The sequence below is a fragment of the Staphylococcus sp. HMSC072E01 genome, assembly GCF_001814125.1.
GTDB lineage: Bacteria > Bacillota > Bacilli > Staphylococcales > Staphylococcaceae > Staphylococcus > Staphylococcus hominis.
The window spans coordinates 29,684-55,957 of the sequence record NZ_KV814964.1; the positions used below are offsets into that span (position 1 = coordinate 29,684).

Below are 26,274 nucleotides of genomic sequence, written 5' to 3' on the forward strand. Positions count from 1 at the left end.
AAGCGGAATAGCATTCTTTATGAGTGTCTATTCCGCTTTTTTGATATAAAAGAGAGATTTAAATTTTAAATTACTTATTATAATGTGTAAGTACTTCAAACCCAGTATCAGTGACTAAAATATCATCTTCAATTCGGACGCCAGCGACATTAGGCACATAAATGCCAGGTTCAATTGTAATCACCATACCTGCTTCAAGTAAATTTGTATTTGTACTTGATACATCTTGATATTCATGTTCTTCTAAGCCGAGTCCATGTCCCAATCGATGAGGGAAGAAATCACCGTAACCCGCTTCTGAAATAATGTCTCTAGCAATTTTATCAATATTTTGTAAAGGGATACCTGGTTTAATTGCTTCAATAGCACTTTGTTCAGCTTTTAATACAATATCATAAATTGTTCTTGCTTCTTTACTTGGTTCACCAAATTTTACAGTTCTTGTCATGTCACTACAATAATGATTATAGACTACACCTAAATCAAATAGTACATATTCATTCTTAACTAATGTTCGATCTCCAGGTGTACCATGTGGAGATGCAGCATGGTCACCAAATAGTACCATTGTATCGAAACTCATTTCACTGACGCCATATTTTTTAATTTCATTTTCGATATGATTTACAACTTCTCTTTCAGTTACGCCTTCAGATAAAAATGAAACACCAATATCTATACATTTATCTGCAAGTTCAGCTGCTTTTTTTATATTTTTAACTTCATTTTCATCTTTAATATTTCTTAGCTTTTTAATAGTTAAATCGATATCTTCATACGCTTTAACGTTAAAGTTATTCGTAAGTTCTCTTTGACGTTTAACAGTGAGGTGTTCACTTTCAATTAATAAGGTATTAAATGTATGGGGTGCTAAATCGAAAGGACTCTCAGTATCTAAATAGCCAACAATATTTCCATTAAAAGGTGAATGCTTAACTTCTTCAACTTCCATTTTAGGACAATATAATGTGCATTCACCATTTGAAGTTATAAGTAACGCAAACAATCTTTCATGAGGTTCACTTCTATAACCTGTAAAGTAGAATATATTAAGTGGAGTAGTAATCCATGCTGCATCAGCATTTTTTTCTTTTAATGTTGCAATAATTTCATCTGTTTTAATCATAATACGTATCCTCCTATAGTTTAATCAATTTAATTTTACGTCTAAATAGAAATGAATTCAAAGTGTTTCAAGTTATAAATATAATTATCAGGGTATAATAATAATATTAAAATATAGGAGGTTCTATATATGAAACTTTCATTTCATGGACAGTCAACGATTTTTTTTGAAAGTAATGGTAAAAAAGTAATTGTTGATCCATTTATTTCTGGTAATGATAAAAGTGATTTAGATGAGCAGACATTAGATGTGGATTATATTATTTTAACGCATGGACATGGTGATCATTTTGGTGATGTAGTTGAATTAGCTAATCGTAATCATGCTACAGTGATTGGTTCTGCAGAAGTCCAAGGCTATTTAACAACGTATCATGGAATTGAACACGCACATGGTATGAATATTGGAGGTAAATACAAATTTGATTTCGGTACAGTAAAATTTGTTCAAGCCTTCCACAGTTCAAGTTATACTAATGAAGATGGAATACCTATTTATTTGGGTATGCCAATGGGTGTTATCATTGAAGCAGAAGGTAAAACGATTTACCATGCAGGAGATACTGGTTTATTTAGCGATATGAAATTAATTGCTGAACGTCATCCGGTAGATGTATGTTTTATTCCTATTGGTGATAATTTTACTATGGGTATTGAAGATGCAAGTTATGCAATAAATGAATTCATTAAACCTAAAATTTCAGTGCCTATTCATTACAATACATTCCCATTAATTGAACAAGATCCAGAGAAATTTAAAGAAGCAGTATCTCAAGGAGAAGTACAAATTTTACAACCTGGTGATGAAGTGACATTTTAATGATATATAGAAAAGACGGCAAATATAGCATTTACCGTCTTTTTTTTATAAGATTAAAATTATTTAACTATTAAAACAGGGATAGTAGCACGTTTAGTAACTTTATGACTAACACTACCTAAAACAAATTTCTTTTGTTGTTCAGCTTTACGGTTACTTAATACGACAATGTCATATTTACCACTATTTGCATGTTTCACTAATTCATCTTTTGGATTTCCACGAACGATAATTTGATTATAATTAATACCATAATCATCTAAAGTATGACGTGTGTGTTCAAGACCTTGATCACGACGATGTGTCAATTGTTCGATGTGAGTACCTCCTTTAATAGAGGCTTGGATGTCTTGTTCACCAATCGCATTCATGATTGTAACAACGGTATCTGGGCCAGCTAATTTTGAAATTTCTTTCAATGCTTTGTCATTTTTTAATTGAGTATCTACACCTAGTAATATGTTTTTATACATAGGTCATCCCTCCTTATATTTAATTATATAATTAGTGATTTAATATTTCCATCAAATTTATATTTTTATTATTTAAATTAACTTCATTTATATACATTAAAAACAAAATGATACCGATATATCAGTTTTTGATACTTTTGTTACATTCAAATCGATTTTTATAAATAAAAAAGTTATAATATATTAGACATTGTCTAAAAATGAAGAGGGTTGAAAATGACTAAACATGAACAAATTGTATCCTATATAGAATCGTTAAATATAGGACAAAAAATTTCAGTTAGAAAAATAGCCAAAGTAATGAATGTTTCTGAAGGGACTGCTTATAGAGCAATTAAAGATGCTAGTCAACTTGGCTTTGTAACTACCATCGATAGAGTAGGTACGGTTCGGATAGATAAAAAGAGTCGTGAACAAATTGAACATCTTACTTTTCAAGAAATTGTGAATATTATTGAAGGTGACATCATAAGTGGCAAAAGTGGTTTAAATAAAACTGTTAGTAAATTTGCAATAGGAGCTATGGAACTAAAAGATGTAGTAAAGTATATTGGAAATCAAGCGTTATTAATTGTAGGTAACCGTCCTGAAGTTCAGATGGAAGCATTAAAAAGAGGAAGCGGTATACTTATTACCGGTGGATTTAGTACAGCTCAAAATATTATTGATTATGCAAATAAACAAGAACTACCTATTATTTCTTCAAATTATGATACATTTTTAGTAGCTAATATCATTAATAGAGCCATGTATAATCAAATGATAAGAAAAGAAATACTTATTGTTGAAGATATCGTAAAACCTATCAATGATATGACGGTAGTGTTCGATGAAATGGGTTTAGACGACTATATTTCTCGTGCAAAAGTCACAGGGCATTCTCGTTTTCCAGTAGTAAATAAAGATTGGAAACTTGTGGGAATTGTAACGAGTAAAGAAGTTATTCATATGAACGAAAATGATAGGATTAATAAAGTCATGACAAGACGACCTATCAATGTTGAATTAACAACTACAGTAGCGAGTTGTGCTCATATAATGATTTGGGAAGGAATTGAAATTTTACCTGTCACAACAAGAAATAAAAAAGCAATAGGTGTTATTACACGAAATGATGTGTTAAAAGCAATGCAATTAATTGGAAGACAACCTCAAATTGGAGAAACCATTATCGATCAAATTGCTAAACACATCTCAATAAATCATAATGAGACGTCTGTTAAAATTTCACCAGTTTTAACCAACCAATATGGTACGTTGAGTAAAGCAATATGTGTCGCAATTATTGAAGAAACAGTTAAACATGAATTGCGTAAGTATAAAAAAGTAGATGTTATGATTGAAAGCTTGAATATTATTTATATTAAAAATGTCGCAATTGAAAGTACGCTTGATGTAAAGTATAACATGTTAGATGTAGGAAGAAATTTTGCTAAATTAGAGGTCACTATGACTTGCAAAAATGAGAAAGTTGCAAATGCAATGATCATATGTCAAATGTTTGAAGATATTTAAAATAGTTTTTGAAATTAAAGGAGAAAAGAAATGGTAGAAATTTTTAATAAAATAATGAATGAAATTGATAAATATGAAACTGTTATTATTCATAGACACGTTCGACCTGATCCAGATGCATATGGTTCACAGTTAGGCTTAAAATATTATTTGCAACGTAAATTTCCAGAAAAGTCTATTTATGCAGTTGGACAACCAGAATCTTCTTTAGCATTTATAGGAGACTTAGACAGAGTTAGAGATGATATGTATCAAAACGCTCTAGTGATTGTTTGTGACACAGCAAATGCACCTCGTATTGATGATCAGAGATTTAATCAAGGTAAAGATTTAATTAAAATTGATCACCATCCTGCTACTGATCAATATGGCAGAATAAATTGTGTCGATACCAATGCAAGTTCAACCAGTGAAATTATTTTTGATTTTATTACACATTTTAATGATATTAATATTATCGATGAATCTGTCGCACGTGTTCTATATTTAGGAATTGTCGGAGACACAGGTCGTTTTTTATTTAGTAATACCACACCACATACTATGAATGTTGCTAGTCGTTTGCTAGAATTTCCATTTAATCATAATGATGTATTAAATCAATTGGGTGAGAAAGATCCAAAACTTATGCCATTTCAAGGATATATTTTGCAAAATTTCCAATTAAGTGAAAATCATCAATATTGTCAAATAAAGATTACTAAAGATGTCCTAAACAGATTTCAAATTGCACCTAACGAAGCATCTCAGTTTGTTAACACTGTAGCGGATATCAAAGGTCTAAAAATATGGATGTTTGGTGTTGATGAAGGTGATCAAATTAGATGTCGATTACGTTCTAAAGGAATTACTATCAATGATATAGCTAATCAATTTGGCGGTGGAGGACATCCAAATGCATCTGGAGTCTCTGTTGAAAATTGGGAACAATTTGAGATTTTAGGTGAAGCCTTGCGCCAAAAACTATAAATTACGAAAGGAAGTCATACATGTTTGTACATTTGAATATTCATTCAACATATGATTTATTATATTCAAGTTTAAAAATTAACGCTGTCGTATCAAAGGCAAAAGCAAATGGATATCAAGCACTTGCAATTACGGATACGAACGTATTATATGGCTTCCCTAAGTTTTATGACGCATGTATTAATGAGGGAATTAAGCCAATATTTGGAATGACTGTAATGGTTTCTGATGAAATTAGCACAATTGAAACCGTATTATTCGCAAAGAATAATGAAGGTCTCCATGCTCTGTATCAACTTTCTTCTGCAATTAATATGAAACAAAAGACTACGATACCCCTAAAATGGCTACAAAAATATAGTTACCATCTTGCTATTGTTTTTAAAGATGCTAATGCGTCTCATCAATCGTTAATTCAAACACTAAAGAATAATGAGTCAGTATTTATAAATCATACAAGTCAATTAGATTTTTCAGACGATAAAATTGTCTTTCTTAATAATGCAAGATATTTAAATCCTGAAGATGCAGATACAATACTTGCATTAAAAGCAATAAAAAACAATACAAAATTGGATTTAGTAAATGATATCAAGGATGCTCATGAATATTTTCCAACTAGTGAAAATATTAAAGAACTTCAATTGTCTGAAAAAATAATAGCTAATACAAAGGCTTTAGCTGATGAGTGTAACGCAGAAATTCAATACCATCAAAATCTATTGCCTAACTTTAAAACGCCCAATCAACAAAGTGCTAAATCCTATCTTTTAGAAAAGTTAAAATATAAGCTTAAAGAATTTAAATTAGATAAAGATCAGCGATATATTGACCGATTACATCATGAATATTCAATAATAACGAATATGGGATTCGAAGATTATTTTTTGATAGTGAGCGACTTAATACATTTTGCTAAAACGCATGATGTGATGGTTGGACCTGGACGTGGTTCATCTGCAGGATCTTTAGTTAGTTACTTATTAGGTATCACGACTATTGATCCAATTAAATTTGATTTATTATTCGAGCGCTTTTTAAATCCAGAACGTGTCACTATGCCAGACATTGATATTGATTTTGAGGATACGAGAAGAGAAAAAGTGATTCGGTACGTACAAGAAAAGTATGGTCAATTTCACGTATCGGGCATCGTCACTTTTGGTCACTTATTAGCGAGGGCTGTAGCGAGAGATGTAGGTCGTATTATTGGTTTTGACGAAAAAACGTTAAATGAAATATCGAATTTAATCCCACATCAATTAGGTATTACACTAGAAGAAGCCTATCAAAATGAAAAATTTAAAGCATTTGTTCATAAAAGTTATCGTCATGAAAAATGGTTTGAAATTAGTAAAAAACTAGAGGGCTTACCACGTCATACATCTACCCATGCTGCAGGAATAATTATTAATGATAAACCATTGTATCATTTTGCTCCTTTAACAATGGGGGATACAGGTATATTGACTCAATGGACAATGACTGAAGCAGAACGATTAGGTTTATTAAAAATTGATTTTCTTGGGCTTAGAAATTTATCAATTATTCATCAAATTATCACTCAAGTAAAAAAAGATTTAAATATTGATATCGATATAGAACGGATCCCTTTTAATGATCAAAAAGTATTTAAATTATTGTCTCTAGGAAACACTACAGGTATATTTCAATTAGAATCAGAAGGTGTTAGAAAAGTATTGATGGAATTACAGCCTGAACACTTTGAAGATATCGTTGCTGTAACATCATTGTATAGACCTGGTCCAATGCAAGAAATACCTACATACATATCAAGAAGACATCGTCAAAGTGACATTAAATACTTACATCCTGATTTGGAGCCTATTTTAAAGAAGACATATGGCGTCATTATTTATCAAGAACAAATCATGCAAATTGCTAGTCAATTCGCTAATTTTAGTTATGGTCAAGCAGATATATTAAGACGTGCAATGAGTAAAAAAAATAGAGCTATCCTAGAAAGTGAACGTCAACACTTTATTGAAGGGGCTGTAAGTAATAATTATGATGCATCAATTAGTGAACGTATTTTCGAACTAATATTAAAATTTGCAGATTATGGTTTTCCTAGAGCTCATGCGGTGAGTTATTCTAAAATTGCATATATCATGGCTTATTTAAAAGTGCATTATCCTAATTATTTCTACGCGAATATTCTTAGTAATGTTATAGGTAATGAAACAAAAACGGCAATAATAATAGAAGAAGCTAAAACTCAAAGTTTAAATATTTTACCTCCAGATATTAATAAAAGTCATTGGTTTTACAAAGCGACAGAAAAAAATATTTATTTATCGTTGGGTGCAATAAAAGGTGTTGGATATCAAAGTGTCAAATCTATAGTAGACGAACGAATTGAAAATGGATTGTATAAAGACTTTTTCGATTTCACCAGAAGAATTCCTAAAAGAATTAAAACTAGAAAATTATTAGAAGCATTAATATGTGTGGGCGCATTTGATTCATTTGGTAAAACTAGATCAACGCTATTATCTACAATTGACGAAGTTATTGATCAAGTTTCGAATGTTGAACAAGATGAATTTTTATTTAATATGTTAACACCAAAGCAATCCTATGAAGATAAAGAAGAATTCAGTGATCAAATCATTAGTGCTTATGAAAAAGAATACTTAGGATTTTATATTTCTAACCATCCAGTTGAAAAATTATTTTATATCAAACAATATTTAGGTATTTTTACGATTAAGAATAGTTTAGATTATCAACCTATACTTGTTCAGGTTAATCAATTTAAGCAAATAAGAACAAAAACTGGACAACATATGGCTTTCTTAGTTCTAGATGATGGTAGAACCACTATTGATGGTGTTTTGTTTCCAGATAAGTACAAACAATATGAGACAATGATTCAACAACAAAATGATATTCTAGTCGTTCATGGCAAATTTGAAGAACGAAATCAAAAGAGACAAATTATCATTCAAAATATGGATACAATTAACGACTTTGAAAATAACAAATTATCTCAAGCCAAACAAATAGTGATTAGAAACGTTAATCAATTAGAAGATATTAAATCATTTTTAATAGATCAAACTACACATAACGATTTAGAAGTAGTTTTATTTAATGAAATGCAACAACAAACTCAATCTTTAGGATTTTTAAAAAAAGAAATGAAACAAGTCGAAAGGTTTATAAAGTTGTTCAAGCCAAGGGACATCAGAATTATATAACTTTTATATGCAAAAAAATTATGATATAGTTAGTTGATGGTTATAAAGAAGAATTAATAATTTTATTGATTTTTTTATCTCTTGATTTAATAATATGTAGCATATAAAAATGATGTTTAAAATTGAACTTAATTGTTACAAAAATCCCTCTTTTCAAAAGTAATTTAATTATAAATCAATTAGAAGTTGATTGAATGTCTTTAAGAGACGATGCATTACAAATGCATAAAGAGAATCAAGGTAAATTAGAAATCAAACCTGATGATGCGAAAGAAGTAGTGCTAAAGTAGTAGGAACGAGACGACCTTATTTTTCAAATCAAGTTAATAAGGTATTAGCTTTTCTAGGTATTTTTAAAGATATCTTAGATATTGAAACTACTCCTTTCGATTAAAGAGTGGCACCAGCAGTGACACGAGATTTAACACGATCTGTTATAGAATTAGGTGTTGCATGTATTGAAGTAGATTTTCAATAAGTATATGATAAAACAATAAAGTTAATAGATTTAAAATAAAGTAAGCGAATTTAAAAGTAACTATTTAAAATAACGAAATTATTGTGTGAGTTATGCGGAGGTTTACGCATGTTTAAAGATTTTTTTAATAGAAGTAGTAAAAAAAAGAAATATTTAACGGTACCGGATTCTAAACAAAATGACGTACCAGCAGGTATTATGACTAAATGTCCTAATTGTAAAAAAATAATGTATACAAAAGAACTAACTGAAAATTTAAATGTATGCTTTAATTGTGATCATCATATTGCACTTCCTGCGTACAAAAGAATAGAAGCTATTTCAGATGAAAATTCGTTCAAAGAATTCGATAAAGAAATGATTTCTTCTAATCCTTTGGATTTTCCCGGCTATCAAGAAAAAATCGAAAAAGATCAAAAGAAAACGGGTTTAAATGAAGCCATCGTAACTGGTACAGCAGAATTAGATGGCGTAAAATATGGTATTGCAGTCATGGACTCACGATTTAGAATGGGAAGTATGGGTTCAGTCGTAGGGGAAAAAATCTGTAGAATCGTTGATTATTGTACTGAACATCGGTTACCATTTGTATTATTTTCTGCAAGTGGTGGTGCCAGAATGCAAGAAGGTATTATTTCATTAATGCAAATGGGAAAAACAAGTGTATCATTAAAACGACATTCTGATGCTGGATTATTATATGTTTCATATTTAACACATCCTACTACTGGTGGTGTATCAGCTAGTTTTGCTTCTGTGGGTGATATTAACCTAAGCGAACCTAAAGCTTTAATCGGTTTTGCTGGACGTAGAGTGATAGAACAAACAATTAACGAAAAATTGCCGGAAGATTTTCAAACTGCTGAGTTTTTATTAGAACATGGTCAATTAGATAAAGTTGTGCATAGAAAAGACATGAAAGCAACACTTTCTGAAATTTTAAAACTACATCAAGAGGTGAAGACGAATGCTTGATTTCGAGAAATCTTTATATGAGATTAAAGAAAAGATTAATTCATTGAAGGAATCTCAAGAAAAAAATGACGTCGACTTACAAGATGAAATTGACTTGTTAGAAGCCTCTTTGGAAAGAGAAAGAAAAAAAATATATACCAATTTAAAACCTTGGGATCGAGTACAAATTGCAAGACTTCAAGAAAGACCTACAACACTTGATTATATTCCATATATCTTCGACTCATTCATTGAATTACATGGAGATCGTAATTTTAGAGATGACCCTGCGATGATTGGTGGAATAGGATATCTCAACAATCAACCGGTAACTATCATAGGTCAGCAACGAGGGAAAGATACTAAAGATAATATTTATCGTAATTTTGGAATGGCTCATCCTGAAGGTTACCGTAAAGCTTTACGCTTAATGAAACAAGCTGAAAAATTTAAGCGTCCTATTTTTACGTTTATTGATACGAAAGGTGCATATCCGGGGAAAGCCGCTGAAGAACGAGGACAAAGTGAATCAATTGCGAAAAATTTAATTGAGATGGCTTCGCTTAAAGTACCTGTGATTGGTGTTGTCATCGGTGAAGGTGGAAGTGGTGGTGCGCTTGGTATTGGTATAACTAATAAATTATTAATGCTTGAAAATAGTACTTATTCTGTTATTTCTCCAGAAGGGGCGGCAGCATTACTTTGGAAAGATAGCTCTTTAGCAAAAATGGCTGCTGAAACGATGAAAATTACTGCAAAAGATTTACTGGAATTAAACGTGATAGATGAAGTTATTACTGAACCACAAGGTGGCGCTCATAAAGACATCGTTTTTCAAGCAAAACAAATTAAACAATCTTTTATTCATCAGCTTAATGAATTAAATAAATTAGATGGACAAGCTTTAGCGAATCATCGATTTAATAAGTTTAGAAATATTGGTACTTTTATTAATTAACACAGAATGACTAGAAATTTTAATTAAATTTCTAGTCATTTTTTTATATAAATTAAATTAAAAATTTAAAACGTTTACATATATATAATCTATCAATATTAATGGAATAGATAATAAAATTATGGTAATTTATACATGAAGATTATTATAGTTAGGAAAGGGTATGTCGCTATGAAGAGAATTGCGGTATTAACAAGTGGTGGAGATTCACCAGGCATGAATGCTGCTGTTAGAGCAGTCGTACGAAAAGCAATTTATAATAATATCGAAGTTTTTGGTGTTTATCAGGGTTATCAAGGTTTACTTGATGATAATATCCACAAACTTGAATTAGGAAGTGTTGGAGATACGATTCAACGAGGAGGAACTTTTCTATATTCTGCTAGATGTCCTCAGTTTAAAGATGAGAGTGTAAGACAAAAAGGGATTGAGAACTTACACAAGCATGGTATTGAAGGACTTGTAGTAGTCGGTGGAGATGGCAGTTATAGAGGTGCTCAACGTATTAGCGAGGAAACAACCGATATAAAAACAATTGGTATCCCTGGAACAATTGATAATGATATTAATGGTACTGATTTCACGATTGGTTTCGATACAGCATTAAATACGATTATTGACTGTGTCGATAAAATCAGAGATACTGCTTCAAGTCATGCGAGAACTTTTGTTGTAGAAGTAATGGGACGTGATTGTGGTGATTTAGCACTGTGGGCTGGATTGTCAGTAGGTGCTGAAACAATCTTAGTTCCAGAAGTGCACACAGATATTAAAGATGTTGCTGAAAAAATTGAAAGTGGTATTAAACGTGGAAAAAAACATTCTATCGTTATGGTAGCAGAAGGTTGTATGAGTGGCCATGAATGTGCAGAACAATTAACTAAATATATCAATGTTGATGCACGTGTATCTGTTCTTGGTCACATCCAACGTGGTGGTAGTCCATCTGGTGTAGATCGAGTGCTTGCTTCAAGATTAGGCGGTTATGCTGTTGAATTGTTAATGCAAGGTCAAACAGGATTCGGTGTAGGTATACAAAATAACCAACTTACAGCAACACCATTTGATGAAATTTTCAATAATGAAAGCCATAAATTCAACACTCGTATTTATGACTTAGCAAAAGAATTATCTATTTAATTTAGGAGGCTTTTATAATGAGAAAGACTAAAATTGTATGTACTATAGGACCTGCTTCAGAGTCTGAGGAAATGTTAGAAAAATTAATGAATGCTGGAATGAACGTTGCGCGTTTAAATTTCTCTCATGGTAGTCATGAAGAACATAAAGCACGTATTGATTCAATTCGTAAAGTATCTAAAAAATTAGGTAAAACTATTGGTATTTTATTAGATACTAAAGGACCTGAAATTCGTACACATGATATGAAAGACGGCTTAATTGTACTTGAAAAAGGTAAAGAAGTTATTGTGAGTATGTCTCAAGTTGAAGGTACACCTGAGAAATTCTCAGTCACATATGAAGATTTAATTAATGATGTTCAAATTGGATCATACATTTTATTAGATGATGGTTTAGTAGAATTACAAGTTAAAGATATTGATAAAGATAAAGGCGAAGTTAAATGTGATATCTTAAACACTGGTGAATTAAAAAATAAAAAAGGTGTAAACTTACCTGGTGTTAAAGTAAACTTACCTGGTATCACTGATAAAGATGCTGCAGATATTAAATTTGGTATTAAAGAAGATATTGATTACATTGCAGCAAGCTTTGTACGTCGTCCTAGTGATGTATTAGATATTCGCGAAATTTTAGAACAAGAAAATAATGATAATATTACTATCTTCCCTAAAATTGAAAACCAAGAAGGTATTGATAATATCGAAGAAATTTTAGAAGTATCTGATGGTTTAATGGTTGCTCGTGGTGACATGGGTGTTGAAATTCCACCTGAATCTGTGCCAATCGTTCAAAAAGATTTAATTAGAAAATGTAATAAATTAGGAAAACCTGTTATTACTGCAACTCAAATGCTTGATTCAATGCAACGTAATCCACGTGCAACAAGAGCTGAAGCAAGTGACGTTGCTAATGCAATCTATGATGGTACAGATGCAGTTATGTTATCTGGTGAAACAGCTGCAGGACAATATCCTGAAGAAGCAGTTAAAACAATGAGAAATATTGCAATTTCAGCTGAAGCTGCTCAAGATTACAAAAAATTATTATCTGATCGTACTAAATTAGTAGAAACATCATTAGTAAATGCGATTGGTGTGTCTGTAGCACATACTGCTCTAAATTTAAATGTTAAAGCAATTGTAGCTGCAACTGAAAGTGGTTCAACAGCGATTACAATTTCTAAATATCGTCCACATTCAGATATTATTGCAGTAACACCTAGTGAACATACTGCAAGACAATTAGCACTAGTATGGGGTGCATATCCAGTTGTTAAAAAAGGACGTAAAACAACAGATGATTTATTAAATAATGCAGTAGCAACAGCTGTTGCTACTGAAAAAGTTGGTAATGGTGATTTAATTATCATTACTGCTGGCGTTCCAACTGGTGAAAAAGGTACGACTAATATGATGAAATTACATTTAGTAGGTGATGAAATTGCTAAAGGTCAAGGTGTTGGTCGTGGATCAACAACTGGTAAAACAGTGATTTCTAAAACTGCTAGTGATTTAGAAGGAAAAGACTTAAGTGAATCAATTATTGTGACTAATTCAGTAGACGAAAGCTATGTTCCATTTGTTGAAAAAGCTGCAGGTTTAATTACTGAAGAAAACGGTATAACATCACCAAGTGCAATCGTTGGGCTTGAACAAGGTATCCCAACTATTATTGGTGTCGAAAATGCAACAAAAGAATTGAAAAATGACTTATTAGTTACTGTTGATGCAAATCAAGGTAGAATTTTTGAAGGATATGCACATGTCCTTTAATTAAACAACTGTATAAGTATGTTTAATTAAAAAGCTAGAAGAGCGAGAATAACCACGTTAGTGGATAAAATTCTCGCTCTTTTTTATGTTATTTAAACATATTAGAAAAAAGTGGGAAAGAGCCGTATTCGTCGTCCCAACTTGCATTGAACGTAGATTTTCATTAAGAAAATCTCTATGTTGGGAATAGTAGTGTTGAAAAAGCTTGTTACAAGAGTATTTCAATTCAGACATCGACTGCATTAACATAAAAATGACTGGGACATTATTAATTGTTCCAGTCATTTTTCATATTGATATTTTAATGTTATTTTGCTACTTTTTTATATCTTAAATACATAATACCTAAAATAATAAACCAAATAGGTGTTAAGAAAATAGCGTTTCTTGTTGTTGCATTTACAAATAGTAAACAAAACACAAATAAGAAGAATGCTAAAATAATATAGGCCATATATTTTCCACCAGGAAGTTTGAATTTTGCTTTTTTATGTAATTCAGGATTTTTTCTATGATAATTAATATAAGCCCAAATAATTAAAGCCCACACGATAATAAATAATACTGTTGAAATTGTTGTAACATATGTAAATACTAGCGTTGCATTTGGAAAAATATAGTTTAATAATGCTGTCACCAATAATAACGCAGATGATACAATAATTGCGATATGTGGTACACCTTGCTTGTTAGTACTTTTAAATATAGAAGGCGCTTGTTTTTGTTCAGATAATCCAAATAACATACGACTATTTGAGAAGATACCACTATTACAAGATGAAGCAGCAGCAGTTAAAACGACAAAGTTAATTAATCCAGCTGCAAATGGAATACCAATTAATGAGAACAATCTAACAAATGGGCTCTCATTTGGATCCACTTTGTCCCAAGGAATAATAGACATAATGACTGCTAAAGCACCTACATAGAAAATTAAAATTCTAATCGGTACTGCATCTATAGCTTTAGGTATTGTTTTTTCTGGATCTTTAGTTTCACCAGCAGTTACCCCAATCATTTCAATACCAACAAATGAGAATAAAGCCATTTGGAATGACATAAAGAAACCAGAAGTTCCATTGGTAAAAATACCATGTTTATAAAGATTAGTTAAACTTGCATGTCCAAATTGAGTTTTATAAGCAAATAAAATCATTATTGCACCAATGACGATTAAAGCTATAATAGTTATAATTTTAATAATAGCAAACCAGAATTCTAATTCTCCAAATAATTTTGCACTTAATAAGTTAAAAACCATTAATATTAATACGCAAAATAAAGCAGTAATCCAGTTTGGTATAGTTGGAAACCAGAAACTAACATATTTGGCAACTGCAGTTACTTCTGCCATTCCCGTTATAATCCAGCATAACCAATATGTCCATCCAGTAACGAATCCTGCAAATGGTCCAATATACTCGTTTGTTACATCAGCAAATGATTTAAAACGAGTATTTTGAATAATGATTTCTCCAAGGCCTCTCATAAACATAAATAGCATGAATCCAATAATGATATAGGTTAATAGAATAGAAGGTCCAGTCATAGCTATAGTTTGACCTGCACCTAAGAATAATCCAGTTCCGATAGCGCCACCAAGAGCAATCAATTGTACATGACGATTACTTAATCCTCTTTGTAATTTTTCTTCTGCCATAAGACAACTCCCTTACATTTAATTAATATTAATTATGCACTTATATATTAAATTCGACAATTATTTTTCTAAATTTTTTCTAAAAATTTTATTAACATTGAGTTAATAAAAGATAATCATTATTGATAAATAATTAAAATATTCATTATTTTCACATAAGTCAACCTTGTCTTAATTCTTATAAATAGCTTTATAACAATTTTTATAATCATTATAATTAAAATTAATATATAAATAATTTACCAATGAAAATTTAAACCACATATATCATGATTCACAAAACTTATAATTTTAGATATACTATTTATGAAAGCCATTACATTATGTAAAAGAAAAGGGGAATTACTTATGGCAGAATTACAAAAAGGTTTAGAAGGGGTTATCGCAGCAGAAACTAAAATCAGTTCAATTATTGATAGTCAATTAACTTATTCAGGATATGATATTGATGATTTAGCTGAAAATGCTCAATTTGAAGAAATCATGTTCTTATTATGGAATTATAGATTACCAACACAAGAAGAACTTGAAGAATTAAAAGAGAAACTAAAACAATATATGACATTAAGTCCAAGGGTATATAAGCATTTTGAAGAATATGCTACAGATGATGTACATCCAATGACTGCATTACGTACCTCTGTTTCTTATATTGCACATTTTGATCCAGATGCTGAAGAGGAAACAGATGAAAGTCGAAAAGATCGAGCTATTCGTATCCAAGCAAAGATTGCATCATTAGTTACAGCGTTTTCACGCGTACGAGAAGGAAAGGAACCTGTTAAGCCTAACTCTGATTTAAGCTATGCAGCAAACTTCTTGTATATGTTAAAAGGGGAATTGCCATCTGATACTGAAGTTGAAGCTTTTAATAAAGCTTTAATATTACATGCCGATCATGAACTCAATGCTTCAGCATTTACAGCAAGATGTGCAGTATCATCTCTATCTGATATGTATTCAGGTATTGTAGCAGCAATTGGTTCATTAAAAGGGCCTTTACATGGTGGAGCAAATGAACAAGTAATGAAAATGTTATCAGAAGTTAAATCACTTGATGAAGTAGATAATTATTTAGATAAGAAACTTGCTAACAAAGAAAAAATCATGGGATTCGGTCATCGAGTATATAAAGAGGGAGATCCACGTGCTAAGTACTTAAAAGAAATGAGTCGAAAAATAACTTCTGAAACCGGACATAACGAATTATATGAAATTTCTCTTGCAATTGAAAAGCGTATGCACGATGAAAAAGGCTTAATTCCAAATGTAGACTTCTTTAGTGCAACTGTTTATCATAGTATGGAAATTCCACACGATATTTTTACACCTATCTTTGCTGTGAGTCGTACTGCAGGATGGACCGCGCATATTTTAGAACAATATCGTGATAATCGAATTATTCGTCCGCGTGCAAAATATGTTGGAGAAACAAATCGTAAATATGTACCAGTTGAAGAAAGATAAAATATTTTAAAATTTAATTTATGGAGGCTTTTATAATGGCAGCTGAAAAAATTACTAGAGCAAATGATGAATTATTAAATGTACCTAATGAACCAATTATTCCATTTATTATTGGGGATGGTATCGGTCCTGATATTTGGAAAGCAGCTAGTCGTGTTGTTGATGCGGCGGTTGAAAAAGCATATAACGGTGAAAAGCGTATTGAGTGGAAAGAGGTATTAGCTGGTCAAAAAGCGTACGATGAAACTGGTGAATGGTTACCACAAGAAACTTTAGATACTATCAAAGAATACTTAATCGCAATTAAAGGACCATTAACTACACCAATTGGCGGAGGCATTCGTTCTTTAAATGTAGCATTAAGACAAGAACTAGATTTATTTACTTGTCTTCGTCCAGTACGTTGGTTTAAAGGTGTACCTTCACCAGTTAAACGTCCTCAAGATGTTGATATGGTTATCTTCCGTGAAAATACTGAGGATATTTATGCAGGAATTGAATTTAAAGAAGGGACAGAAGAAGTTAAAAAAGTTATTGACTTCTTACAAAATGAAATGGGTGCTACAAATATTCGTTTTCCCGAAACTTCTGGTATTGGTATTAAACCAGTTTCTAAAGAAGGGACTGAACGTTTAGTAAGATCTGCTATTCAATATGCAATTGATAATAATCGTAAATCAGTAACATTAGTTCACAAAGGTAATATTATGAAGTTTACAGAAGGATCATTTAAACAATGGGGTTATGATTTAGCTCATAATGAATTTTCTGATAAAGTATTTACTTGGCAACAATATGATGAAATTGCTGAAAAAGATGGTAAAGATGCTGCAAATGACGCACAACAAAAAGCTGAAAAAGATGGTAAAATTATTATTAAAGATTCAATAGCAGATATTTTCTTACAACAAATTTTAACACGTCCAGCAGAACATGATGTAGTAGCTACAATGAACTTAAATGGCGACTATATCTCAGATGCACTTGCTGCACAAGTAGGAGGAATCGGTATTGCTCCTGGTGCTAATATTAACTATGAGACAGGGCATGCTATTTTTGAAGCAACACATGGTACAGCACCAAAGTATGCTAACTTAAATAAAGTGAATCCATCATCTGAATTATTAAGTTCTGTATTAATGTTAGAACATTTAGGATGGCAAGAAGCGGCTGATAAAATTACTGATGCTATTGAAGCTACAATTGCTTCTAAAATTGTAACATATGATTTTGCTCGTTTAATGGACGGGGCTACTGAAGTATCAACTTCAGAATTTGCCGATGAACTTATTAAAAACTTAAAATAAACATAATATTTATTTTGATAAAACAGTCTAAGATGGATTTTGATGTCTTAGACTGTTTTTTTGTTCATTATTAATAAATATCATAGAAAGATTAACAAAAATATCCTTAACAAATAGAAAATAATAAGTAAATGTTAAGTTTATGTAAATTCAATATGTTGTATGTTATTTTTATTTAAATTTCAGTTATAATAAAATTGAAATTGTTAATTCTATTTAGGGAGGCAAATCATGTCACAAAAAGTATTAGTGGTTGATGACGAGCAATCAATAGTAACGTTACTAAAATATAACTTAGAAACAGCAGGTTATATTGTAGAAGTAGCGTATGATGGTGAAGAAGCACTCAAAAAAGTTAAAGAGGTTAAACCTGAACTGATTGTATTAGATGTCATGTTACCTAAAAAAGATGGAATAGAAGTATGTAAAACGATTCGATCTGATAAAAATCTTGTACCTATTTTAATGTTAACAGCTAAAGATGATGAGTTTGATCGTGTGTTAGGCTTAGAATTAGGTGCTGATGATTACATGACTAAACCATTCTCTCCAAGAGAAGTTGTAGCGAGAGTAAAAGCTATTTTAAGACGCTCTCAAATTGCTAATGAGGTCGTAAAAGATGACGTGGATGATGAAGATATTGTAATTGATAATATTAGAATTCGTCCTGAATTCTTTGAAGTCTATAGAGATGATACCTTGCTTGAACTTACGCCTAAAGAATTTGAGTTACTACTTTATCTTATTGAACGTCAAGGACGCGTAATTACTAGAGAACATATGTTAAATTCAGTGTGGAATTACGAGTTTGCAGGAGATTCAAGAATTGTAGATGTTCATATTAGTCATTTAAGAGATAAATTAGAAGAAAATCCTAAACAACCTAAGTTGATAAAAACAGTGCGTGGATTGGGTTATAAATTAGAAAGACCTAAAGCTTAATGATTAAATTTCATCATAGATTATTACTTCTACTATGTACAATAACAATTATTAGTTTTATAGGTTTAGGTGCAATTCTTCATCATACGATTTATCAAATATTATCAGATACTCAAACTAGAGAATTAAATCATCTATCAGAAAATATCGTAAATTTAAATAATCGAAATAAACAAGCAGACATTCAGCGTATAGCACAAAATCAAAACTTGGTTGTTGAAATTTCTGAAAATGGACATGTGTTATATCAAACTGGTAATCAACATCAAATTAATCATACTATTGATAATGCAGCTAATCCTTCGAATATTATATATCATAAAAATAAGGATAAAGTGGATTACACATTTAAAAATACTGTAAGTAATAAAACAATATACATAAGTGGTATTAATACTGAAATTTTAAATTTACAAAAAAATATGTGGAAGTACTTATCATTAATTGGAATCATTGTGTTAATTGCTATTTATTTAGCTGTAAGAAGCATTAATCGCACCTATATAAGACCAATCAACGAAGTTACTTATGCGACATCTTTAATTGCAGATGGATATTATCATGTTAGAGTACCTGAAAGTAATGTGAAAGAAACAAAAGCATTATTTGTCACTACCAATGATTTAGCAAGACGATTGCAAAAATTAAATAATAAACAAAAAATGCAATCTAATCGTCTTAAAACAACATTAGAAAATATTCCTAGCTCGGTATTAATGATAGATAAGCAAGGTGAAATTGTTATTGCAAACCATGCTTATTACGAGGTATTCAAACCAGATAGTAAAGTCGAAAATAAAGATTATACTGTACATTTAGATAAAGAAATTCAACATCTTGTTATTGAAAGCTTTAAAACTGAAAAACCGTTGCATGAACAAATTGAGTTATACATTAATGATGTTCATCAAAAATATTTTGATGTTTCTTGTATTCCCATTTTAAGTAAAGCAAAAAAGAAACTTCAAGGTATGGTTGTAGTATTACATGATATCACTAATCTGAAAAAATTAGAAAATTTGAGACGTGAGTTTGTTGCAAATGTTTCACATGAACTTAAAACTCCAATTACTTCAATTAAAGGATTTGCAGAAACCTTAATTGAAGGTGCAAAGAATGATGAACAATCTCTTGAGGTGTTTTTAAATATTATTTTAAAAGAATCAAATCGTATAGAATCACTTGTCATGGATTTATTAGATTTATCTCATATTGAACAACAAACTGAGATTGAGACTACTTATGTTAATCTTTCAGATTTAGCACATAATACAATCCATAATCTACAAACTCAAGCTAAGTATAAAAACATCGCTATTAAATCTGAAATAGAAAATGATGTTATTATTGAAGCGCATGAAGGAAAGTTGTCTCAAGTTATCACAAATTTACTTTCAAATGCCATTAACTATTCGTACGAAAATAATAAAGTTATTGTTAGAGTTTACAGAGAAGATATAAAAGTTAATCTAGAAATCCAAGATTATGGCATTGGGATAGACAAAAAAGATCAAAAGCATATTTTTGAGAGATTTTATAGAGTAGATAAAGCAAGAAGTCGTGACTCTGGTGGAACAGGTTTAGGATTATCGATTACAAAACATATTGTAGAAGCACTTCACGGTACAATTATGGTCGAAAGTGAACTGAATAAAGGATCGCTATTTAGAGTCTCATTTATAGATAAAATCGAATAACTATTTTGTCCTACATTTTTAGGTCATCCACACTTTAAAATACTTTTTTATGTTTTTAGAATTTTAAAGGGACCTAAACTTGTAGGACTTTATTTTTTAAAATTCGTAAAATATCGTTCAGTCGTTATGACCAAAGGTTTATGCTAAAATATAATTAAACTCATTCTGGAGGTTTAAAATTTGAATAAATTAGTATTGATAGATGGCAATAGTTTAAGTTTTAGAGCTTTTTACGCATTGCCACTTTTATCTAATAAAGCAGGTATTCATACAAATGCGATTCTTGGGTTCGCCAAATTACTCGAAAAAATTATCAGAGAAGAACAACCTACACATTTCTTAGTAGCCTTTGACGCAGGTAAGACTACTTTTAGACATTCTAAATATAGTGAATACAAAGGTGGACGTCAAAAAACACCACCCGAATTAAGCGAACAATTTCCATATATTCGACAATTGTTAGATGCTTATCATATTAAACATTATGAATTAGAAAACTACGAAGCAGATGACATTATTGGTACGCTAAGTAAAGAAGCAGATCAAAATGATTTTAAAACTATTATTGTAACTGGAGATAGAGACTTAACACAGTTAGCAACTCAAAATGTGACTATTTATTATACTAAAAAAGGGGTCACAGACGTTGATCACTATACTCCAGAATTTATAGCAGAAAAATATAATGGTTTAAAACCAATACAAATTATTGATATGAAAGGTTTAATGGGAGATAGTTCAGACAATATACCCGGTGTATCTGGAGTAGGAGAAAAAACAGCAATTAAACTTTTAAATCAATTTGATTCTGTAGAAGGTGTCTATGAGAATATTGATAAAGTATCTGGTAAAAAATTAAAAGAAAAGCTCGAACTTAGTCATGAAGATGCATTAATGAGTAAAGAGCTTGCTACAATTAATCGCTATAGTCCAATAGAAGTCACTTTAAATGATACTAAATTAAGTGATATCAAGGATAATCATGAAAAAATTGAACTTTTTAAGAAATTAGAATTTAAACAATTATTAGCAGATATAGATAATAAAGCATCTGAGTTTGAGCAAGAACAAAAACAAGTTTCTTTTGATATGTTACCTACTTTTGAATATGTTGATTTTAATCATCTTGATGAAGCAGTGATTCATTTCGAAATAGATGGTTCTAATTATTTAAAAGATGATATTTTAAAGTTTGGATTTTATGATAAAGAACGTTATATCGTAGTTGATGCAGATAATATTAAAGATTATCCAGAACTTATTAAATGGTTAGAAAATGAAAATTCTAAAAAGGTAGTTTATGATGCAAAGAAAACATTTGTTATAGCACACAGATTAAATATCAACATTCAAAATATCGTTTTTGATGCGATGTTAGCAAGCTACATTATTGATCCATCACGAACGATTGATGATGTCTATTCGGTTGTAACAAATTATCATCAAACGTATGTTAAAGAAGATGTCTCTATTTATGGGAAAGGTAAAAAGCGACAAGTTCCTGATACTGAAATTTTAAATACGCATATTGCATCTATTACTAAATCTATTGATGCTGTTAAACCGTTAATGGAAAAAGAACTAGAATCACATCAACAAATGAATTTATTAAAAGATTTAGAACTTCCGCTAGCACGTATTTTAAGTAAAATGGAAGAAATTGGTATTTATACAGATGTAAATGATTTACAACGCATGCAACAAGAATTACAAGAGAAGTTAGAGTTGTTAGTTCAACGTATTCATGACGCAGCAGGTGAAGAATTTAACATTAATTCACCAAAACAACTCGGTGTGGTTTTATTTGAAACATTAAAACTACCTGTCATTAAAAAAACAAAAACTGGTTATTCTACAGCAGTCGATGTTTTAGAACAGTTACAGAATGAACATCCTATCATTAATGATATTTTAGAATATCGTCAATTAGCTAAATTACAATCTACTTATGTGGAAGGTTTACAAAAAGTCATTAGTAATGATAAGCGTATACACACTCGTTTTAATCAAACATTAGCACAAACTGGACGATTATCTTCAGTTGATCCTAATTTACAAAATATACCTATTCGACTTGAAGAAGGGCGTAAAATACGTAAAGCCTTTAAACCTTCATCTGAAGACAGTGTTATTTTATCTGCAGATTATTCTCAAATTGAATTACGTGTCTTAGCGCATATTACACAAGATGACAGTTTAAAAGAAGCCTTCATTCATGGACAGGACATTCATACTGCTACAGCACGAAAAGTATTTGGTGTTGAAGCGGAGGAAGTCACTGATTTAATGCGTAGACAAGCCAAAGCTGTAAATTTTGGAATCGTTTATGGTATTAGTGATTATGGCTTAAGTCAAAGCTTAAATATAACACGTAAAGAGGCAAAAATATTTATTGATGATTATTTAGCAAGTTTCCCTGGAGTTAAGCAATATATGAGTGACATTGTAAAGGATGCTAAAGCAAATGGCTATGTTGAAACATTATTGCATCGTAGACGTTATATTCCTGACATCACTAGTCGTAATTTTAATTTAAGAGGTTTTGCGGAACGTACAGCAATGAACACTCCAATTCAAGGAAGTGCAGCCGATATTATTAAACTTGCTATGGTGGAATTTGATAAGCAAGTTCAACATACGTCTTACAAAGCTAAATTACTTTTACAAGTACACGATGAATTAATATTTGAAGTGCCTAAGTCTGAAGTTGAAGAATTTAGTTTATTTGTTGAAGATATAATGGAGCATGCATTAGACTTAGATGTTCCATTAAAAGTAGACTCTAATTATGGTCCTACTTGGTATGATGCGAAATAGAAAGAGGAATGAATAATGCCAGAATTACCAGAAGTTGAACATGTTAAAAGGGGAATAGAACCTTTTATTGTAAATGCTACAATTAAAAGTATTTCATTTTCTAAAAAAGTAATTGAAGGTAAAAGTCAGAATAAAGAAACGATTATCAAAGGAATGAATTTAGATGGTTTTCGTTTGAATTGCGAAGGCTATAAGATAATTAAAGTCGAACGAAGAAGTAAATATATTGTTTTTCATATTGAAAAACATAATCGTAAACGTGTGTTACTTAGTCATTTAGGTATGGCTGGTGGATTTTTCATTGTCAATCACCTATCTGAGATAGCAATTCCCAACTATCGTAAACATTGGCACGTGATTTTCCATTTAAATAATGGAAAAAAATTAGTGTTTTCAGATATACGTCGATTTGGTGAGATTAGAAACCTAAATTCATTTGAAGATTATCCTTCATTTTTAGAAATAGCGCCTGAGCCTTTTGACGAAGAAGCGTTACAACATTTTAATCACTATTTATCTCAAAAAAAAGTAGCCAATAAACCTATTAAACAGATGCTACTGGATCATAAAATCATAGCAGGATGTGGAAATATCTACGCTTGTGAAGCATTGTTTAGAGCAGGTATCCACCCTGCTAGAAAAGTAAAAGATACGTCTCATCAAGAAAGACAAATGCTCTTTTATTATGTACAAGAAGTGTTAAAAGAGGGTATTGATAATGGTGGAACAAGTATTTCAGATTATCGTCATGCTGACGGAAAAACTGGAAAAATGCAATTACATTTAAATGTATACAAACAAAAGACATGTAAAGTATGTGGCCATGATATTGAACAAAAAGTTATAGCATCTAGAAACAGTCATTTTTGCCCATATTGTCAGAAATAAATAAAGTGAGCGGTGATACAAATGCCTAAAGTAATTGGATTAACAGGTGGAATAGCTACCGGAAAGTCAACAGTTTCTAAATTATTATCAGAATATGGATTTAAAATTGTCGATGCAGATATAGCTTCAAGAAAAGCAGTAGAGAAAGGATCAACTGCTTTGGAACAAATAAAAGAAACGTTTGGTGACGAAGCAATCACAAGTGACGGAGAAATGAATCGACAATACATTGGAGAATTAGTATTTAATCATCCAGAAAAACGATTAGAACTTAATGAAATTATTCATCCTATTGTAAGAACGATTATGGAACAAGAAAAACAACAGTATTTACAACAAGGGTATGATGTGATTATGGATATTCCGCTTTTGTTTGAGAATGATTTACAAGATACTGTGGATGAAGTCTGGCTGGTCTACACATCTGAAAGTGTACAAATTGAACGTTTAATGAAACGTAACAATTTAGACTTGGATCAAGCAAAAGCGAGAGTTCATAGTCAAATATCAATTGATAAAAAAAGCAGAATGGCTGATCATGTTATAGATAATTTAGGAAGTAAATCTGAATTAGAAACCCTTCTTAAACAACTATTGATTGAAAAAGGATACATTCATGAATAATATGAAAAAAAGAGTTTAGGGCTTTATTTTAAGTCTTAAACTTTTTTTATTTATATAATAAATATATTAGTTATATAAACTTAAGATGTAAAAAATATTACATTATTTTCGGTAAACGCTTTCAATCGGGCTCTATTATGTTATACTAATTTTATAAAGTATAACATATAAAACAAGGGGTGCTTTAAATGTCAACAAATATTGCAATTAATGGAATGGGTAGAATAGGAAGAATGGTTTTAAGAATTGCATTACATAATGAAAATTTTAATGTGGTTGCGATTAATGCAAGCTATCCATCTGAAACAATTGCACATCTAATTAACTATGATACAACACATGGACGTTATGATAAAAAAGTAGAACCAATTGAGGATGGTATACGTGTTGATAACCATAACATTAAGTTAGTGTCAGATAGAAATCCTGAAAATTTACCATGGAAAGATTTAAATATAGATATCGTAATTGAAGCAACTGGAAAATTTAATCATGGTGATAAAGCAGTTGGACATATTCGTGCTGGAGCTAAAAAAGTATTACTAACTGGCCCATCTAAAGGTGGAGAAGTCCAAATGATTGTAAAAGGGGTAAATGATGACAAATTAGATATTGAAAAGTATGACATTTTCAGTAATGCTTCGTGCACGACAAATTGTATAGGACCAGTTGCTAAAGTTTTAAATGATCAATTTGGTATTGTAAATGGATTAATGACTACTGTTCATGCAATTACTAATGATCAAAAAAATATTGATAATCCTCATAAAGATTTACGTAGAGCACGTTCATGTAATGAAAGTATTATTCCAACTTCTACTGGAGCAGCAAAAGCATTGAAAGAAGTTTTACCAGAACTAGAAGGTAAACTTCATGGGTTAGCTTTACGTGTGCCTACAAAAAATGTTTCTTTAGTTGATTTAGTTGTAGATTTAGAAAAACCGGTAACTGTTGACGAAATTAATAATGCATTTCGTCATTCAGATTTAGATGGTGTTTTAGAAGTGGAAAATGCACCTTTAGTATCTGTCGATTTCAATACAAATCCACATTCAGCTATTATCGATGCTGAGAATACAATTGTAATGGCTGATCATAAGGTGAAAGTGATTGCTTGGTATGATAATGAATGGGGTTATTCTAATAGAGTAGTAGAAGTAGCTGAAATGATGGGTGAACAACTAGTAGAAAAGTCTACCGTGACTGCAGTTTAAGCTTTTAATAAGTAAAAGATTGTTAATTTTAGAGTTGATATTCTAATATAATGTCATTGATTTTATAGATTAAAAAATTATAAAACATTAAATAATTTTTTTAATGAGTCATATGTAGGAAAGTGAAAAAAGAATTTATATTGAATTCTATTTCACTTTCCTTTTTATATTTTATTATAGGTTTAGACAGCTAAGTTGTATCAATTTATTATCAATGCATATGA

At 30.7% G+C, this 26,274-nt stretch carries 19 protein-coding genes; 16 read left to right on the forward strand and 3 right to left on the reverse strand.

Annotated features, from left to right (window positions below; all coding sequences use genetic code 11):
• Positions 1-70 precede the first annotated feature (70 nt).
• The gene (locus HMPREF2953_RS04985) at positions 71-1,126 is read right to left on the reverse strand and encodes a M24 family metallopeptidase (protein WP_019835451.1); all 1,056 of its coding nucleotides are present in this window, start codon (positions 1,124-1,126) and stop codon (positions 71-73) included.
• Between the two features lie 129 nt (positions 1,127-1,255).
• Between HMPREF2953_RS04985 and HMPREF2953_RS04990 the strand changes: the two genes are divergently transcribed.
• Entirely contained in the window at positions 1,256-1,945 is a 690-nt protein-coding gene (locus HMPREF2953_RS04990) for a metal-dependent hydrolase (RefSeq protein ID WP_070672111.1), read from the forward strand.
• Between the two features lie 59 nt (positions 1,946-2,004).
• On the opposite strand, the gene HMPREF2953_RS04995 is transcribed toward HMPREF2953_RS04990, so the two are convergent.
• Positions 2,005-2,418 carry a universal stress protein gene (locus HMPREF2953_RS04995; RefSeq protein WP_049335939.1) on the reverse strand — a complete coding sequence of 138 codons (414 nt, stop codon included), beginning with the start codon at positions 2,416-2,418 and terminating at the stop codon, positions 2,005-2,007.
• A 216-nt stretch (positions 2,419-2,634) separates the two neighbouring features.
• Here HMPREF2953_RS04995 and HMPREF2953_RS05000 point away from each other — a divergent pair, with 216 nt between their 5' ends.
• The 7 genes from HMPREF2953_RS05000 to pyk all read left to right on the forward strand — a co-directional run bounded on the left by HMPREF2953_RS05000 (position 2,635) and on the right by pyk (position 13,434).
• Positions 2,635-3,933 carry a DRTGG domain-containing protein gene (locus HMPREF2953_RS05000; RefSeq protein ID WP_070672113.1) on the forward strand — a complete coding sequence of 433 codons (1,299 nt, stop codon included), beginning with the start codon at positions 2,635-2,637 and terminating at the stop codon, positions 3,931-3,933.
• A 30-nt stretch (positions 3,934-3,963) separates the two neighbouring features.
• A complete protein-coding gene (locus HMPREF2953_RS05005) occupies positions 3,964-4,902 on the forward strand; it encodes a DHH family phosphoesterase (protein ID WP_070672115.1) in 939 nt (312 codons plus the stop codon).
• Positions 4,903-4,922: 20 nt separating this feature from the next.
• Positions 4,923-8,126 carry a DNA polymerase III subunit alpha gene (locus HMPREF2953_RS05010; RefSeq protein WP_070672118.1) on the forward strand — a complete coding sequence of 1,068 codons (3,204 nt, stop codon included), beginning with the start codon at positions 4,923-4,925 and terminating at the stop codon, positions 8,124-8,126.
• A gap of 586 nt (positions 8,127-8,712) precedes the next feature.
• Entirely contained in the window at positions 8,713-9,579 is an 867-nt protein-coding gene (accD, locus tag HMPREF2953_RS05015) for an acetyl-CoA carboxylase, carboxyltransferase subunit beta (RefSeq protein ID WP_070672120.1), read from the forward strand.
• Positions 9,572-10,516 (forward strand): acetyl-CoA carboxylase carboxyltransferase subunit alpha, encoded by a 945-nt coding sequence (locus tag HMPREF2953_RS05020; RefSeq protein WP_002448930.1) that lies wholly within the window; start codon positions 9,572-9,574, stop codon positions 10,514-10,516. Before accD ends, HMPREF2953_RS05020 begins: the two co-directional genes overlap by 8 nt.
• Before the next feature lie 171 nt (positions 10,517-10,687).
• A complete protein-coding gene (gene pfkA, locus HMPREF2953_RS05025) occupies positions 10,688-11,656 on the forward strand; it encodes a 6-phosphofructokinase (protein ID WP_002448931.1) in 969 nt (322 codons plus the stop codon).
• Between the two features lie 17 nt (positions 11,657-11,673).
• Entirely contained in the window at positions 11,674-13,434 is a 1,761-nt protein-coding gene (gene pyk / locus HMPREF2953_RS05030) for a pyruvate kinase (protein ID WP_070672122.1), read from the forward strand.
• Positions 13,435-13,741: 307 nt separating this feature from the next.
• On the opposite strand, the gene HMPREF2953_RS05035 is transcribed toward pyk, so the two are convergent.
• Complete coding sequence (locus HMPREF2953_RS05035; RefSeq protein ID WP_049335951.1) at positions 13,742-15,094, reverse strand: amino acid permease; 1,353 nt, start codon at positions 15,092-15,094, stop codon at positions 13,742-13,744.
• A gap of 348 nt (positions 15,095-15,442) precedes the next feature.
• On the opposite strand from HMPREF2953_RS05035, the gene HMPREF2953_RS05040 reads away from it, so the two are divergent.
• From HMPREF2953_RS05040 to gap, 8 genes are all read left to right on the forward strand, one after another.
• Positions 15,443-16,561 carry a citrate synthase gene (locus HMPREF2953_RS05040; RefSeq protein ID WP_070672125.1) on the forward strand — a complete coding sequence of 373 codons (1,119 nt, stop codon included), beginning with the start codon at positions 15,443-15,445 and terminating at the stop codon, positions 16,559-16,561.
• Positions 16,562-16,596: 35 nt separating this feature from the next.
• Positions 16,597-17,868: an NADP-dependent isocitrate dehydrogenase gene (icd, locus tag HMPREF2953_RS05045; protein ID WP_002448978.1), complete on the forward strand. Its 1,272-nt coding sequence runs from the start codon at positions 16,597-16,599 to the stop codon at positions 17,866-17,868.
• A gap of 231 nt (positions 17,869-18,099) precedes the next feature.
• Complete coding sequence (locus tag HMPREF2953_RS05050) at positions 18,100-18,810, forward strand: response regulator transcription factor (RefSeq protein WP_049335957.1); 711 nt, start codon at positions 18,100-18,102, stop codon at positions 18,808-18,810.
• Complete coding sequence (pnpS, locus tag HMPREF2953_RS05055; protein WP_070672127.1) at positions 18,810-20,507, forward strand: two-component system histidine kinase PnpS; 1,698 nt, start codon at positions 18,810-18,812, stop codon at positions 20,505-20,507. Before HMPREF2953_RS05050 ends, pnpS begins: the two co-directional genes overlap by 1 nt.
• A gap of 180 nt (positions 20,508-20,687) precedes the next feature.
• On the forward strand, positions 20,688-23,324 hold the full coding sequence (gene polA, locus HMPREF2953_RS05060; protein WP_070672129.1) for a DNA polymerase I: 2,637 nt from the start codon (positions 20,688-20,690) through the stop codon (positions 23,322-23,324).
• Between the two features lie 15 nt (positions 23,325-23,339).
• Positions 23,340-24,212 (forward strand): bifunctional DNA-formamidopyrimidine glycosylase/DNA-(apurinic or apyrimidinic site) lyase, encoded by an 873-nt coding sequence (gene mutM, locus HMPREF2953_RS05065; protein ID WP_002449011.1) that lies wholly within the window; start codon positions 23,340-23,342, stop codon positions 24,210-24,212.
• A 21-nt stretch (positions 24,213-24,233) separates the two neighbouring features.
• Entirely contained in the window at positions 24,234-24,836 is a 603-nt protein-coding gene (gene coaE / locus HMPREF2953_RS05070) for a dephospho-CoA kinase (protein ID WP_002487989.1), read from the forward strand.
• 188 nt (positions 24,837-25,024) lie between these two features.
• Positions 25,025-26,050 (forward strand): type I glyceraldehyde-3-phosphate dehydrogenase, encoded by a 1,026-nt coding sequence (gene gap, locus HMPREF2953_RS05075; RefSeq protein WP_070672131.1) that lies wholly within the window; start codon positions 25,025-25,027, stop codon positions 26,048-26,050.
• Positions 26,051-26,274: the final 224 nt, after the last annotated feature.